Annotated in this window: 1 protein-coding gene; it reads right to left on the bottom strand. The window is 37.4% G+C overall.

Annotation, left to right across the window (positions count from 1 at the left end; translation table 11 throughout):
- Positions 1-18,871: Ig-like domain repeat protein (locus Q0W04_RS02035; RefSeq protein ID WP_298499697.1), on the bottom strand; the 18,871-nt coding region annotated here is incomplete at its 3' end.
- Positions 18,872-19,204 lie beyond the last annotated feature (333 nt).

Here is a 19,204-nt window from a genome sequence, read left to right as displayed (position 1 = left end):
CATTAACAACAGCAGTACCATTAATAACCTCACCAGTAAAGTTCTTATCACCAACTGTAATTGTCACATTACCGGTAGCATTACCACCAACAACCACAACAACAGTACCATTACCCTGATCAACTACGACAATATCCGGAACAACTTTAACCTGCTCTACAGTGAAGTTTGAAACAGTGTAATTAGCTGTACGATTAGCATCACCGGAATATTCAACAACAAGCGTCTTATTGCCTGCAGTTAAATTCTCAACAGTTACAACAGCAGTACCATTAATAACCTCAGCAGTGTATTTCTGACCGTCAACAGTAACAGTAACATTACCTGTAGCATTACCCGGAACAGAAACAGTCACAGTAGCCTTTCCGCCTTCTTTAGCTTCGGTTATATTTACAGTGATTGGAGATTCGAGTTTTGGAACAACCACAGTTGAGTTTACAGTTGCATTGGTGTGTGTATCGTCACCTTCATAGACAACAGTAATGTTTTGAACTCCCGGAGTTACATTTTCCAGAGTGATTCTGGCGGTTCCGTTTATCACTTCTCCCGTGAAGTTTTGACCATCTACATAAATAGTTACATTACCGGTAGCATTTCCAGGAACAACAACCACAACAGTGCCATTGCCTTGATCAATGACTTTAATATCATCTGAAGTTATATTAACTTTTGATATTTCGAATTCAGTTGTGTTTTTGCTTGCTCCATACTTATCATTTCCATCAAATATTACATCAACTGTGTGATTTCCGATGCCTAAATCAGGAACAATAAGTATTCCGTTTCCACCAGCAACATATACAGTGTAATTCTTATCATCAACAGTTACAGTTACATTTCCGTATAAATCTTTAGGAGTTGTTATGTTGATTATAGCTTTTTCTCCAATTGTAATGTTTTCTACTTTAACAGAAATGTCTGCTTTAGTACCGTTTACATTAAAGCTTGTTGAATTGTTAGCTGAATCCCAGAAGTCATCGCCATAGTATTCAACAGCCACATTATAAGTTTTATTTCTTAAATCATCAATTTCAAGAGCTATTTCTTTGCCTTTTTCAATATCTATATGATATTTTGTACCGTCAACGTCAACTACGACAAATCCTGTTGCATTGTCTGGAAGATGTATGATGACCTTTTCGGTTTTGCCGACAGTAGTGTTGGTTACTTCAACTGTAAGGTCAGGTTTGATTTTATCCACATTGAATGTTGCAGAAGTCCAGTTACCAATGAAGTTGTTGTTTCCATCATATATTACGACAACACTATGGTTTCCGGCAGATACTTTGTCCAATGTGAGATTTGCAGTTCCATTTACAATTGGTCTTGTGTAGTTTACGCCATCGACATTGATTGTCACATTGCCTGTTGCATTTACGTCGCTGATTGTTACATTGATTATTTGTTTATCTGCAACAGTAATATTGTCTACAGCAACATCAACAGTGGTATTCTGTTTACCTACAACGAAGAATGTAGTTGCACTTGCCTTATTATAGTTTTCAGCTCCATTATAAGTCACTTCAACAGGATATGTTCCTGCAGCTAGGTTATATACGTCCAATGTAGCTTTAACATCGTAAGTTGAAATTCTAGGAACGATTGCTCTTAAAATGTCTTTTCCACCTTCACCCTCTTTAAGGACAATAGTTCTTTCGGTGTTGTTGACTCTGATTGTTACATTTCCAGGAGCGTTTACATGGACAATAATATGTTCAATGCCACCATAGGTAATGTTTTGAACCTCAACAGTAATGACAGGATCTTTTTTAGCCACAGTGAAGTTGGCTTCTGCGCTGTTTTTGGTGTAATTTTCATTTCCACCATAATCCACAATGACTGTGTAATTGCCTGCAGTCAGATAACCCGGCAATTCGAATTCTAATCTGCCATTATTGATTTGTTTATTTCGGTAGATTACTTCATCAACAGTTATGTTGACTTTGCCTGTACCGTTGACAAGGATAGTAAAGATTTCAACTTCACCATAGGTAATGTTTTGAGGAATTACAGTTACAGGAATAGTTGCCTTATCCACTTTGAATGTGTTGTTGGCTGTTGTATTCATGTATTTGTAATTGCCTTCGAAGTAAACGGTTACGTTATAGTTGCCTGCAGCAAGGTTTTCAACAGTCAGGTTACCTTTACCTTCATAGATTACAGCAGTGTAGTTTTTCTTGTTAATTTCAACGATTACTTTAGCAGTAATGTTATCTGCAGTTTCAATGGTAATCAGTTCTTTAGCGCCGTAAGTAATGTTGGTGCCGTTTACTGTAAATTGTGTAGGCAATCTGGATATTGTGAAATCAGTGTGGTTAGTGCTTTCGAAGTACTGATTATCACCGAGATATGTTACATTTACCCAGTAATCGCCGTTAGCCAAGTTTTTAATTACAATAGAACCGTTACCGTTTGTAGTGTTAACAGTGTATTCAGTTCCGTTAATGTTTATAATTACATATCCTGTAGCGTTGGCCGGAATTGTTACATTGATTATTGTATCCATTCCAACAACGGAAGCACTGTAGGTTACGTTTACTTGGGATGTGCGTTTGTTAACTGTGAAGTTTGCGGTTGTTGAGTTGAATACATATTTGTTATCGCCATCGTATGTTGCTACAACAGTCTTATTGCCATAAGTCAGGTCAGTTATTTCAAATATTGCTTTTCCTTGATCATTTACTGATTTGTTATATTTAATTCCATTAATTTCGATTGTTACATTATTTGTGATACCGCTAGGAACGGTCACTTCAACAATTGCCTTATCTCCAACATATATTGGGTTTACGCTAATATCAATTGGAGTATCAACTTTAAGGACATGATAATTGGTTGTTACAGTTTTATTTGCATATTTGCCGTCAGTGAATGTTGCGTTGACTACGTATTTTCCTGCAATGTCTTTTGTTACATTTAATTTTGCAACGCCCTGTGAGATAGTGGCATTGTCAACAAATACTCCATTTATGTAGATTGATACATTACCAACTGCATCAATTGGAACATTTACAACGATTGTTGTGTTTGCTCCAACTTCAGTGTCATTTGCAGTGACTGTCATGTTGTAGCATGAGAATTTATGAACGATTACTTTATTATCTTGAGTGGTTGAAGCATTTGTGAAGTTCTTATCACCAGTGTAGTTTGCAAATACAGAGTAACTGCCTTCATTAAATTGGTCAATTACAATTCTTGCAACACCATTTTCAATCGGACCGGAGTAGTTTTGGCCGTTTACGGTTATGTTAATGTTACCAGTAGTTCCAGGAGTAATGTGGACCACAACAGTAGCGTTTTTGGCTGAGTTAACCTCAACAGTTTCAATTGTAATTACAGGAATGATTTGTCTTACTTCAAATGATCTGTTAACCTTATTGGTGTTGTTGATGTTGTATTTGCCGTCACCGGAGTAGTTAGCATATACCGTGTAGTTATCAGCAGCCAAATTATCTACAATCCAGTTGACCTTACCGTCTACAACAGGTAAAGTGATGCTTCTGGTGTTGTTGATTCTGATTGTGATAAATCCTGTTGCATCAGGTTTTACAGTGACTGTAATATTTGCATTTTGAGTATAGTCAATGCTTTCAACATTAATGACCATAGTAGTGTCGAGTTTGGTCATTTCAAAGGTCTTATCGTTGTTGGTTGCGGTGAAGTACTGTCTGTCACCAAGATATGTCGCATGGACATAATATGTTCCGTTACCAAGACCAGTGATGTTGAAAGATCCTTTACCTTGAGTTAAGTTAATAGTGTAATTTGTACCATTAACATTTACAGTTACATATCCAGTAGCATTGGTAGGCAGTGAAACACTTATTGTAGCATTAGAACCAACAGAGTTACCAATAGCAGTTACATCCAAATTAGCTGTACGTTTAGTCACATCAAACTTACCAGTGGTTGAATTAGCCAAGTATTTATTATTGCCTGCGTAACTTGCAACAACTGTTCTGGTGCCGTTGGACCAGATTTGCACTTCAAATACAGCTTTACCGGAAGTTGTAACAGGAGAATCATATTTTACACCATCAATTTCAATAACAATATCATCTAAAACTTCACTTGGAGCAGTAACTGTAATGATTGCCTTATCACCAACATAAATCGGATCAACATCAATTTTTATAGGAGTATCAAGTTTTTTGATTGTAAATACTCCAGTAGCAGTCTTATTGACATATTTAGCATCACCGAAGTAAACAGTAACATTGTATCTGCCAGCTCCAAGGTTGGTTTGATTATTAAATACAGCTTTACCCTGACTGATTACAGCAGTGTAATTATGACCTTCAATTTCCAAAATAACCTTACCGACTGCATCAGCAGGAACATTAACTGTAATGTTAGTTAAATTACCAATCCAAATGTCAGCAGTAGTAATATTAATATTATAGTCTGAAGTTTTGTTGGTAGTGAATGTGCGTGTTTTACTGTCAGATGTGAAGTTCTTATCACCAGCATAGGATGCAGTAACAGTGTAAGTTCCATCAGCAAGCCTGTCAGTAATTACAGTGATTACACCATCACCAATTTGTTTAATATAATCCTTATCGACATTTACATTAATAGTTTGAGTTGCTCTTGAATCAATGCTTACAATAACAGTAGCAGATTCACCAGCAGTGGAATCAACATAAACAATCTTAATATCCGGTGAAATCCGTTTGACTTCAAATGATTTGTTAACCTTATTGGTGTTGTTAATGTTGTATTTACCGTCACCAGAGTAATTAGCATAAACAGTGTAGTTATCAGCAGCCAAATTATCTACAATCCAATTGACTTTGCCGTTACCAATAGGCAAGGTGATATTTCTGGTTTCATTAATTCTAATTGTAATAAATCCGGTTGCATCAGGAGTAATTGTTACAGTAATATTTGCTTTTTGACCGTAGTTAATATCTTCTACTGAAATACCCATTGTAGTATCGAGTTTGGTCATTTCAAAGGTCTTATCATTGTTGGTTGCAGCAAAGTACTGTCTGTCACCAAGATATGTCGCATGGACATAATATGTTCCGTTACCAAGACCAGTGATGTTGAAAGATCCTTTACCTTGAGTTAAGTTAATAGTGTAATTTGTACCATTAACATTTACAGTTACATATCCAGTAGCATTGGTAGGCAGTGAAACACTTATTGTAGCATTAGAACCAACAGAGTTACCAATAGCAGTTACATCCAAATTAGCTGTACGTTTAGTCACATCAAACTTACCAGTGGTTGAATTAGCCAAGTATTTATTATTGCCTGCGTAACTTGCAACAACTGTTCTGGTGCCGTTGGACCAGATTTGCACTTCAAATACAGCTTTACCGGAAGTTGTAACAGGAGAATCATATTTTACACCATCAATTTCAATAACAATATCATCTAAAACTTCACTTGGAGCAGTAACTGTAATGATTGCCTTATCACCGACTTTAATCGGACCGACACTGATATCCAATGGAACATCGTATTTGTTGATTGCAAATACTCCAGTAGCAGTCTTATTGACATATTTAGCATCACCGAAGTAAGCAGTAACATTGTATCTACCTGCACCAAGATTGGTTTGTTCATTAAATACTGCTTTACCCTGACTGATTGTTGCAGTGTAGTTGTGACCTCCAATTTCCAAAATAACTTTACCGCTAGCATCAGCAGGAACATTCACAGCAATATTAGTTAAATCACCGACCTTAATGTCAGCAGTAGTAATATTCAAGTTGTAGTCTGAAGTCTTATTTGTGGTGAATGTGCGTGTTTTACTGTCAGATGTGAAGTTCTTATCACCATCATAGGATGCAGTAACAGTGTAAGTTCCATCAGCAAGCCTATCAGTAATTACAGTGATTACACCATCACCAATTTGTCTGATATAATCCTTATCGACATTTACATTAATAGTTTGAGTTGCTCTTGAGTCAATGCTTACGATAACAGTAGCAGATTCACCAGCAGTGGAATCAACATAAACAATCTTAATATCCGGTGAAATCCGTTTGACTTCAAATGATTTGTTAACCTTATTGGTGTTGTTAATGTTGTATTTACCGTCACCAGAGTAATTAGCATAAACAGTGTAGTTATCAGCAGCCAAATTATCTACAATCCAATTGACTTTGCCGTTACCAATAGGCAAGGTGATATTTCTGGTTTCATTAATTCTGATTGTAATAAATCCTGTAGCACCATTGGTAATTGTTACAGTAATGTTTGCTTTTTGACCGTAGTCAATATCTGTTACGGAAATGCCCATTGTAGTGTCGAGTTTAGTCATTTCAAAGGTCTTATCGTTGTTGGTTGCGGTGAAGTACTGCCTGTCACCAAGATATGTCGCATGGACATAATATGTACCGTTTCCAAGACCAGCAATTTGAACTAATCCTGAACCACCATTGAGTTTGATAGTGTAGTTTGTACCGTTTACATTAACTGTCACATATCCTGTAGCATTGGTTGGCAGTGAAACACTTATTGTAGCGTTAGAGCCAACTGAATTACCTGTAGCAGTTACATCCAGTACAGGTGTGCGTTTTGTTACAGTGAAGTTGGCGGTTGTTGAGTTAAATAGATATTTGTTGTCTCCACCATATGTTGCAACAACTGTTCTTGTGCCGTTGGACCAGACTTGCACTTCAAATCTGGCTTTGCCGTTTGCATCAACTGATTTGTTGTATGCTTTACCTTCAAGTTCAATAGTTACATTGTTTATTACACCGCTAGGAACAGTTACTTCAATAATAGCTTTATCTCCAACATAAATTGGTTTTACATCAATTGAAATCGGAGTTTCATGTTCAGATACCCAGAAGTTGGTGTATGCAGTCTTATCAGCATATTTTGAATTGCTTAATGTAGCATTCACTTCATATCTTCCGGAAATGGTTTTATTTAATGTGAATGTTGCCACACCATCACGTATTGTTGAGTTGGTTAGAGGACCAGTGCCGTTTACCCAAACAGTTATGGTTCCTGTAGCGTCTTTTGGAACATGGACAGTGATTGTAGTGTTCACTCCAACTAAAACATCAATTGCAGTAACATTGATTGGATAGCATGTCACTTTAGTAACGATTATGCGGTTTTCAAAGATTTGTGATTTATAGGTGTAGTTATTATCGCCTTTATAGGTTACGTTTACGTCATATTGGTCCACAGGCAGTTTATCGACAGTGAATGTGGCAATACCGTCAATGATATCTGCAGTGTAGTTTTTATTATAGACTGTGATGTTCAATTTGCCTGACATTGTGTCGTTGACTTTGACTTTAACGATTGGATTTGTATTTGCATCGACAGTTACCACGTCAACGCTGAATACAGGAGCCGCCTGGTTAATTACAAAGTTTTTGGACTCAGTGTCGTTAATGTTATATCTTGTGCTGCCGGTGTAGTTAGCATAAACAGTGTATGAACCGGCAGAAAGACCTTCTTTAATCCAGTTTACTTTACCATCCACAACAGGTAAAGTGACATTTGTGATATTCTTAGTTCCATCATTGATTGTTAAAGTTATAAATCCGTCTACGCCATTTTCTACAGTTACTGTAATGTTTGTGTAGTTGTCATAGGTTATTGGTTGGACTACATTAATATCTACAGTTGTATTCACTTTAGATACTGTGAATTTGGTTGTATTTACTGCTGAATGCCATTTAGCGTCACCTGCGTAATTAGCCCATACTGTATATGTTCCATTTCCAAGCAATGGAAGAGTTAAAGTTCTTGATTCTGATAAATTGACATAATACTGTGTGTCATTTACCTTTATAAATACCATGCCTGTTGCATCAGCAGGGAGATTGATTTTTATTTCTCCATTTTGTAAGACAGTAACATTTGTAGCTGTTAAATTAAATTTAGGATCATATCTGAAGTCCTCACCAGTGACATTAAATGTAGTTGAATTGTGCGCATGGATGAAGTTATTATCACCATTATAAACAGCAACAACATCGTGAGTGCCGTTTACAAGCATGATTTCTCCAGGCAATCTGATGAATCCGTGATCAAGATCAAATTCGCCTAATTTAACACCGTCAAGATATACGCTTACATTACCAGTTACGTTTTCCCTTGGATAAACAGTGATGTTGATAGGAGCCCTATTACCAGTAATTGTGTCGTTTACCTCAACGATTATTATTGGAGTTGCCCAACCAACAGTAAATGTTGCATTTACCTCACATCCGGTGTAGTTTTGGTTTCCGGAGAATATGAATTGAGCAATATAATCTCCTCTTGCAAGACCAGATACATTCCAGGTTACGTTATGCTTATTGGTGATGTTGATTGTGAGGTTTTGGACGATTATAACATTAGGGTCGATTAAGCTTCTGATAATTATTGAAACATTGCCTGTTTGGTTGATTTTGGCAATGATATGTTCGACATCACAATAGGTTATGTTCTCAACGACAGGCTCTAAAACAGGAATCGCTTTGGCAACAGTGAAGTTGTTTTCACCATAGGCACCGTAATAGTTATCATCTCCGGCGTAAGTTGCATTTACTGTGTAATTGCCTGCCGCCAGTTTAAGGTTTTCAAGTATTACCTTACCGTTTGCATCAATTGTTTTATTGAATGTTTTGCCGTTGAATGTGATTGTAAGATTGCCCGTTGCTCCTTTGGTTACGGTGAACACTATGGTCTCGTTATCGCCATAGGTGATGTTTGTAACATCAATTTCTACAGCAGATTTGAATTTATTTGCATAAAGTGTGGTATTGTTAAGAGATTCGAAATGGTTTCTGTCACCGTAATATTCGGCAGTAACATTATAAGGACCTGCTGAAATGGCATACAGTGTCAATTCAGCTTTTGAATTTGTTAAAGTTACATTATATTGCTTATCTTCAAACCATACTGAAACTTTGCCCACAGTGTCTGCAGGACCGACATCTATGTATATTTTGACAGTGTTTAGAGTATTCAGGTACTCACCAGTAATGTTGATTGTTGAGTTGACCTTGAATATCTCGAAGTCATCGGTTGCATTTGAAGCGAAACAGTCATTGGAGTCGAGATAGTATGCTTCTGCAGTGTAGTTGCCGGCATCAAGCAATGGAATGAGTATTTCAGCGTGACCGGTTTCATTGACTTCCAGTCTGTATTCCTTACCGTTAATGATAGCGGTTACATTTGCAGTTGTGTTTTTGATGGTTTCAATGATTGCTTTGCCCATATCGCCGTAGTAGTAGTCATCCACATTTACAGTAATCCATGATGGGATTTTCAATACTCTAAATGAAGTGGAATTGTATTCAGGGATATATTTCTTATTGCCTGAATATACAACATAGACATTGTATTTGTTTACATGTAAATCCTTAATTGGAATGGTTACGCTTCCGGTAACTCCATCCGGATTTTCAATTAATGATACATTAGCAGCATACAGCTCACCGTTTAGATAAACTGTCACATTACCTAGACATAACTTATCTGTTTCACCGGCTTCTTCCGGCCTTACGGTAATGTTTAGGTATTCAGTTTCCTGGAAGTAAATGTCTTTAACTTCAAGGATTACGGTAGGCAATTTTGTGTTGTTTGCAAATGCGATGTATGTGTAGTAGTTATCAGCAGGATGATATACTTTAACGTTAACTTCACCTGCATTTGCAATACTGGTTATGTAGTAAACTGAACCGTTATAGTTGGTTTTACCGGTTGCATTCATCTGAAGAACATTATCTCCGTCATAAGCATATGCGTAAATATCCTGTTCGACTTCAAGGTTGGTTTGATAGATTCTGCCGTCGTTTAATATTTCACTTGGGTCGTTGTTGGTAAATACAGGATATACTGTAGCTGTCTCGCCAGTATTTTTCCTTCCTCCAACACCGAGATAGGTTACGTTTCTAAATGAAATGGTTTGAGTAGATGAGACATATGCTGCGTTATAAATAGCATTCAATACGTTGTCTCCGCCTCTGAAGTAAGTAAATATTGTAACAGTATCATCAGCATTTCTTTCAATTATTGTAGTTGCCCTGTTGTAGATTTCATATGATTTAGCTTGGTTTTCTAAAAGGATTGCATCAACAATGTTTGCAATAGCTGCTGTGTAAATGGCTGAACCGTTGACCGCTCTGTTGTACATCATTATTGTATTGGTCATTGTTTCGCCTGCAGCATTCCAGTATATACCACCACCGTATTTAGCAGTGTTGTTGTAGAATTTGTTGTTTGTAAATGTTGATGATGTGGATTTCCAGTATACTGCTCCGCCATTGGTAGCGTGGTTTTTAACAAATGTTGAATTGTCCAATTTAGCATTGGTTCCAGTCCAATAAACAGCACCACCATCAACTGCTCTGTTTTCGGTGAAAAGTGAAGACAATACTTGTCCATCAGTTCCGGCCCAGTATATTGCTCCTCCACCAGTGCCTAAAGCAGAGTTGTTTGTGAAATTAGTATTGTTTACAATACCTTTTGTACCATTCCAATAGATTGCGCCTCCGGATTTGTTTGCAACGGAATTGCTGATTGAAGAGTTGGTAATATTACAGTTTCCACCTTCAATGTAGATTGCACCACCGTCATTTCTGGAATTGGCGTTTATGACTGTGACATTTATAAATTCACCATATGGTGCTAACCAATAGATTGCACCACCCTTACCATAGTTATTATATTGCTTGTTCCATGTACTGGTAGCAGTTGAATTGATTATGGTAACATTTATCAGTTTACCATAAGATCCACTTCCTCCGGTACTACCCCATTTTATTGCACCACCATCAGTATTTGAAGTAGTGTTTATGATTGTTACATTGATAATTTGAATATTCTTTGACTTATCTGTGCTTAACTCGTTAGCAACATAAATTGCACCCCCACCATTTTGGTTATTGTCACTAGAACCTGTGGAAGAAGTATTGACGAATCTACAATTTATTACTTGAGTGTTTACAGGTGCTCTTTCCCTTATAACCATTGATCCACCGTATCCTGAAGTGGAGTTAGTGAAATTACAATTAATTATATATGCATTTGAAATACTGTTAGCAATATCAGCACCACAAAACTTAGCTCGGTTATTTGCAAAAGTACACATAGAAACATTAAATCCGTTATTTTTTCCAGAAGTATCTTGAGTACCAGCATAAATACCACCATTTTTTTTAGCATAATTGTTTACAAATGTACATAGAGTTATATGAGCTAAATTAGAGGAAGCCCAACTTATTGCTGAACCTTTATAACCTTCATTAGAATCAAATTTACAATTTTTAATTAACCCACCTGCATCTTTAACATTAGAATTGTCAGCCCAACGAATTGCTCCACCAAATCCTGCATTATTCGAAGTGAAAATACAATTTTCTATTGTGTCATCTTTTGCACCACCAACCCAGTAGATGGCTCCACCACCACGACCATTACCTTCATCAACATGTCCTTTATTTTCAGTGAAATTAGAGTTATATACTTTAGATCCTATACCATAACTGTAAATACCACCTCCGGCTGTGGAAGCAATATTTTTATTAAAAGCTGAACCATTAACTGTAGCATTATTACCAGAAATGTAAATAGCTGCACCTTTATCTGATTTAGAGGAATTGAAAATTGAATCAAATATTTTTGAAAAACTGCCCTCAACATAAATAGCACCACCCAAATCTTTAGATTCACTATCTACGAAATTAGAAGCATTAATAGTAGTAGTATTACCATTTACATAAATAGCACCACCATCAGAACCGGATGAAGTGACTTTAGATTTTGTAAAGTTTGAACCTGTAATATTAGTATTTGCTCCTTTAATAAAGATAGAACCGCCGTGTTGTTTTGCACTGCACTCCTCAAACTCGGAACCGATAATCTTAGTATTAATACCATCTACATAAATAGCTCCACCTTTGGAAGTTGAACTATTAACACTGTCTTTTGTGAAACTAGAATCCTGAATAGCAGTATTTGCACCATGAATATAAATAGCTCCTCCATTTTCAACAGCACCACATTCATCAAACTCGGAACCAATGATAGTAGCATTTATACCATCCACATAAATAGCTCCACCTTGGGATTTTGAACTAACCACACTGGTTTTTGTGAAATTGGAATCACGTATAGTGGTATTAGTACCATGAATGTAAATGGCACCACCATATAAGTTAGATTTGGAGTTTTCAAATTTGGAATCGGTTACATTAACGTTTTCACCGGTAATGTAAATGGCACCACCTTTTGCATTGTTACTATTAGCTCCATTATCTGTAAAGTTAGATCTGTCAACAGAAGCCAAATCACCTTTAATAAATATAGCTCCACCACCATCATTAGTAGTAGATCCGAATGCATTTGTTTTTTCAAAGCTTGAATCTTCAATATCCGCATTAATTCCGTCAATATAAATAGCACCACCGGATAATGTTGCATTGGTATTTTCAACAGATGAATTGGAAATAGTGGCATTTACACCATAAATATAAAATGCACCACCGTATTTTGTTGCGGATGAATTACCGCAGGTTGCATTATCAACTTTAGTGTTATTTCCTTGCACATAAATAATTCCACCCTGAATTGCGGTACAGTTATCAAATGTACAGTCGGCTACAGTGGTATTTTCACCTAAAACATATAATGCACCACCATAAGGCAAATCATCACCATCCGGAGATAAAGTTACATCCACACTACAGTTCTTAAAGTCTGAGTCTGTGATGTTTACATTGTTTCCAGTAATGAACATTGCTCCACCATTATATGAAGTGAAACTGTCTGTGAAAGTTGATTTATCAACAGAAGTATCATTACTTGTAATACAGATTGTACCTCCTTTGGAGTGGCTTGTACCATAACTGATACCCTTGTTGTTGGTACATGTAATGTTATAGATAGTACCGAAGTTTCCTTGCCAGTAGATTGCACCACCATCATCACCAGCCACATTATCTGTAAATGTGGAATTATATAAAGTACACCCAGTACCATTTACATATAATGCCCCACCGTCATTATTAGCGCGGAGATTAGTGAAATTAGTGTTAGTGATTGTTGCATTATCACCGGTTACATATATTGCTCCACCTTTTTTAGTGGTATTGATATTTTCGAATGTGGTGTTATCAACAGTTGCCAAATCACCTTCAATGTATACTGCACCACCATCGGTTATGGAATTGTGCTCATAGAATCTTGAATCCTTAATTGTTGCATTATAACCTTCAATATAAACAGCAGAACCACGTGCATTACTATCGCTGACATGATTAGTTCTGAATGTTGAATTTATAAGCTGACCGTTGACAGCACCTTGATACCAGTCAATTGCTCCACCGTCGCTTCCTGCAGTGTTGTTTTCAAAGAGGGAGTTTTTAACAGTACCTTCCTGATTTTTCTCAAATTGAATAGCTCCACCACGTTTGAAAGCAGTGTTGTTAATGAATGTACCGTTATCCACAGTACCGTATGAACCCATCCAACAGATAGCACCTGCATTACCACCTTCGGAGGAGAAGAAACCAGCGCCTGTACGGTTATCATAGGTCTGTTCCATAGTCGCATTGTTGAATCTGAATTGAGTGTCTTTAATGTTTAGGTAATCTCCGCTGATGTAAATAGCACCTGCAGATCTCTTAGCAGTGTTGTTGTCAAAGTATGTTCCATTTACAGTAGCGTTTGATGAACCTTTAGCCCAGTAAACAGCTCCACCATTTAATTTAGCCAGGTTCAGTGTGAAGTTACAGTCAATGAATGTAATATTGGTACAGTTTTCAGTTGCGTTACCAATCAAGTAGACCGCACCACCATTATATTCAGCAATGTTATTGTAGAAAGTGGTGTTTTCAATTATACCGTGTGAACCTGTCCATTTAATTGCACCACCGTCACCGCCAGTAATATTATAACGTTTTTCCTGTACATTAGTATCTGGATTAGTTTTTACTTCCAATTCAATTCCGTCACCTAAACCTAAAACTTTGTTGTTTTCAAATCTGGTGCCGTTGATTGTACCGTAGTGTCCTTCCCAATAGATTGCACCACCGTTTTCATAAGCAGTGTTGTTGGTGAAGTTTGAGTTGATGATTTTACCGTTTACAGCACCTTTGTAGAAGTCGATTGCTCCTCCTTCGGTACCTGCAGTGTTGTTAATGAATCTTGAATTTTCAATTGTGGTATTTTTATTCTGTTCGAACTGGATAGCTCCACCACGTTGGGTAGCGGTGTTGTTGAGGAATGTTACATTATCCAAATCACCATATGAACCCATCCAACAGATTGCACCACCGTTACCGCCGATGGATGTGTAGTTGGATACGTTTGTACGGTTGTCATATTTTGTTTCGCCTGTAACCTTATTGTAGTTGAATTCTGTATCTTCAATGTCCAAATCATTACCGCTTACATATATTGCACCTGCAGACCTGCCTGCAGTGTTGTTGTTGAAGTATGAACCTAAGATAGTTGCGTTGTGTGCGCCTTTAGCCCAATCGACAGCACCACCGTTCATTCCTGCAGCGTTTAATGTGAAGTTGGAATCCTTAATTGTTACGTTTTCACAGTTTTCAGTTCCAAGACTTGTAAAGAAGATTGCACCTCCACGGTAAGGCGCGTAGTTTTTGTAGAAAGTGGAATTTTCAATTTTGGATTGTGAACCTTTCCAGATAATGGCTCCACCATCACCGCCTAAAATGTCATAGTGGACCTCATCAATTCCGGTGTTGTCATTGTGATAGTTAACTATTCTGGATGAATTTAAGTATCCTGTTGCATTGTTATATTTGAATATTGAACCGTTGATTAAACCCTGATTTCCTTCCCAGTATACTGCACCACCATTTTGGTAAGCGGAGTTATTTGTGAAGTTTGAATCAATAATGGAACCGTTGATACCGTTCCAGTAAATAGCTCCACCATTTACATGAGCAGTGTTGTTGATGAATTCTGTTTTACTTACAGTACCGTTTTCTGCTCCTGCATGCCAGTCGATAGCTCCACCGTTGGTTCCTGCTGTGTTGTTGATGAAGTGTGAGTTTGTAAAGTGAGTATTATTGTTACCGTGTTCACAGCTGTGTATGTAGACAGCTCCACCGCGTGCACTGGCATTGTTGAATTTAAACCAGCAGTCATCCACATATCCGTTCAGTCCACCCCAGATGACAGCTCCACCGTCACCTTGGTTTTGATAATCATCAGCCACATTACCTAATGCATAGTTAGAAGTGAAGTTGGAGTGTGCAATATTACCGTCGTGACCTAACCAGAATACTGCACCACCATTTGCTCCTGCCCGGTTGTTTATAAAGTATGAATTATTTACCAAACCATCATGGGCATTTTCGTGCCAGTCAAGCGCACCACCATTGATTGTAGCGTTGTTTCCTTCAAAGTAACATAAATCATATGTAGTGTTGGTACAGTTTTCTTGAGATGTTCCCTGCATGTACACTGCACCACCATGTCTTGCTGCAGTGTTGTTGATAAATCTGGAGTTATTTACAATACCATTGGAACCGGACCATATAATTGCACCACCGGAACCACCAGTGGTATTTTCACCATATGCATTGATGGCCCATGTTATACCTAATGCCCTATTGTTGGTGAAGTTGGAGTTTAGGATATCTCCATGGTCACCGTTCCAGTATACAGCACCACCTGACCTGTTAGCCACATTGTTTCTAAATGTTGCATTGTCAATTACACCATTTGTTGCTCCTTTAAACCAGTCAACAGCACCACCATTTGTACCGGCAGTGTTGTTTTCGAACAATACTGATTTGAATTGAGTATTGTTACAGTAATAATCAGTTGCACCCTGCAAGAATACTGCTCCACCACGTTTTACAGCAGTGTTGTTAATAAATTTAGATAAGGTTACATTACCGTTATAACCGGTCCAGAATACAGCACCACCGTCACCGCCAGTAGTGTTTTCACCAAACGGATTAATATATGATGCATTACCTAAAGCCCTATTGTATTTGAAGGTAATATTGTACAAAGTACCGTCATGACCATACCAGTATATAGCTCCACCGGATCTTTTAGCTGTGTTGTTGATGAAATTAGAATGTTTTACAGTACCGTTTGTAGCACCTTTATACCAGTCAACAGCACCACCGTTAATTCCTGCAGTGTTATTTGTAAAGTTAGCATAGCTGATGGTAACGTTGTCATTTAATTCCAGGAACATTGCTCCACCTAAGCGTTCAGCATAGTTGAATTCGAAATTAACTTTGGTTACATTACCTATAGAACCAGTCCATACAACAGCACCACCGTTACCTCCAACAGTGGAGTATGTAATGGCTGCCGCTTTCCTGTCATCGACTGTTACATTACCTACCGCAGTGTTGTTTGTGAAGTTACTGTTGTAGATTGTACCGTTGGTACCGAACCAGTATACAGCACCTGCAGATCTCCAGGCAGTGTTGTTGATGAAGACAGAGTTGAGCAATCTGCCATCGTGAGAACCTTCCTGCCAGTCAATAGCTCCACCATTGGTTCCGGCTACATTGAACCTGAAGAGAGTATCATTGAATGTGGTGTTTGTACTTCCTTTTAAGAACACAGCTCCTCCACGATATGCTGCAAAGTTGTCAGTGAAGTTACAGTGGTTTACATAACCGTGACTTCCAATCCAGAGTATAACACCAGCATCTCCACCACCGATGGCATCTATAACATCACCGGTAGCCTTATTGTGGGTGAAGTTGGAATATTCTATAAATCCATAGGTACCTTCCCATAAGATTGCACCACCGGATCTCAAAGCAGTGTTGTTGGTGAAGTTACATTGAGTTACATTACCATAAGTTGAACCGGCCTCCCATGCAAGTGCACCACCATTATCATTAGCAGTGTTGTTGATAAACCTACAAAGTTCAAAGGTAATATTGGTATTGCTGCCAAGTTGTGTAAGTTTCATATATACTGCACCACCATCTTTAGCAGCAGTATTGTTGTAGAAGGTACAGTTGTATGCAAAGTTATGGTCACCTCTGAATACCATAGCTCCACCATGACCAGGATGTTCTGAACCGAACTGACCGGTTGCATAATTGTGTTCAAGAGTAGAGTTATATACTTTACCATAATCACTATGCCAACCTAATGCACCGGCTGAACCTTTTGCATAATTATACCTGAATGTACAATTTATGGCAGTACCATATGGAGAGTTATCATTCCAACATAATCCACCAGCATCCCTATCAGCATCATTATGTTCGAATATGGAATCCCTGACAGTAATATTGGAACTACTACTTACATCACTATCTTTTACAGCACAACCACCACCACCAACATTAGCATGATTATACTCAAAGATACAATTACTTGCATTAGTATATATACCGGATATTGCTAGTCCTCCACCGAAACCAGTATTGACTCCGACTGAACCTTCAACCCAATTATACCTAAAGGTAGTCCAGGTAATATTACCTCTATTACCCTCCCAATATATACCACCACCATCACCAGCATACGCAGCATTGCTGATGAATCTAGATTGAGTTAATGTAGAATTATCTGAATTGAAGTTACAATATACAGCACCTCCACCATGACCTGCCTTATTAGTAGTGAAGTTAGAGTATGCTATAGTAGTATTTGAACTATTGTATAAGTATACAGCACCACCATCATATGATGCCTCATTGCTTGTAAAGTTACAATACCATATTTGAGTATCAGCACTACTGTCTAGATATATAGCACCACCATGTCTGTTATTGACTTTATTGGTATCAAAGGTACAATTATAAACTCTCCAATTTGAACCTTTAACCATGACAGCACCGGCATCTGTAGTACCAGTATTCTTTTTGAATGTAACATTAAACATATAACCATTACTACCTATGAGGTATAAAGCACCACCTTCATTATTTGCAATATTCTCTATGAATGTAGAGTTGACTAATCCTGATGCCATACCATTGCCAATACTGTCTGCCAATAGGTATACAGCACCACCATCACTGAACGCATGGTTGTGGATGAATGTCAAGTAAGTTGACTGTTTAGGAGCTTTGGTATAATACATCGCTCCACCGTTGGTTGCTCTACAATCTGCAATGTAAAGATGATCTAAAACAGTATTTTCACCGTTAAGCACCATTGCTCCACCGTTTACAGCTGCAGCTGCATCAGTAATATTCAAATTACGTAATGTCAAGTGTGCAGAATTTGAATAAATACATCCGGCATCACCAGTAGTTGCTTTAGAGTCAGTGAAATTACAATTTTCGATTCTAGATTCGGAATTACTATCACCTATATAAATACTTCCACCATCTAGTGCTAAATTACCTTCAAAGATAGAATCTGTGATTGTCAGCCCGTCATTGGCCTGGATAGCTCCACCCAGTTTACCCGTATTGTCGAAGAATCTGCAGTTAGATATCTCCAGTATATCATCGGACGTAATGGATGAAGTTTTGTGTCCTACACCATTAATGAAATTAATGTTTTGTAGAATCACATGACTTTTAAATGAGAACAGCTTGGAATCTCCCAAACCGTTTATAGTAATATTCTTACCGGTTTCACCCACAATTGTGAGAGTTGAATCCTTCTGTACCACTATACCTGAACTTGCAAGGGCAATGTCAGATGTAAGTGACTCATTAAAAGTATAATTTCTATCCAGCGTTATTGTACCGGACCCACTATTTATCTTATCCCGAAGGTCTGAAAATGATCCTGCGCCATCATTTTCACCCCTCAATATCTGATTATTTTCGGAGTGTGAATATGATGAAAGATCATTGTCAACAGCATTAGATGATGCTACTAATTTTACATCATGTGTGTCGTCAACGCTTACATCAGCAGAAGCTACTGCCTGAAGTGAGCAGATAAAACACAATATTAAACATATTAACAATATCTCTTTTCTATTCATAATACACCCCCTCCATCTTTTTTGTAAAAATTATTTTCCATCGGAAAATAATGGAGAGTTTACAGTGATATTTATTTTAGATTCTTATAATATATATGTTTTTTGAATAGTAAATTTCAAAAAAGATTAAAAAAATTTCAGAAATAAAAATCAATTATGAACAAAAAAACATTCTATAACCCATATGAAAACATATATGGAAAATACAATTTTGAAATGTGAAAGTTATCCAAAATCACATTTTCAGATTGAAAAAAATTAAATAAAAAAGGCAAAAAATAATACTCTTCAAACCTTGATAATAATATAATATACACCACTCAAAATATGGAA

Source organism: uncultured Methanobrevibacter sp. (assembly GCF_947170395.1).
Classification (GTDB): domain Archaea; phylum Methanobacteriota; class Methanobacteria; order Methanobacteriales; family Methanobacteriaceae; genus Methanocatella.
The sequence above is the reverse complement of the archived record's forward strand: the minus strand, read 5'-3'. Positions and strand labels throughout refer to the sequence as shown.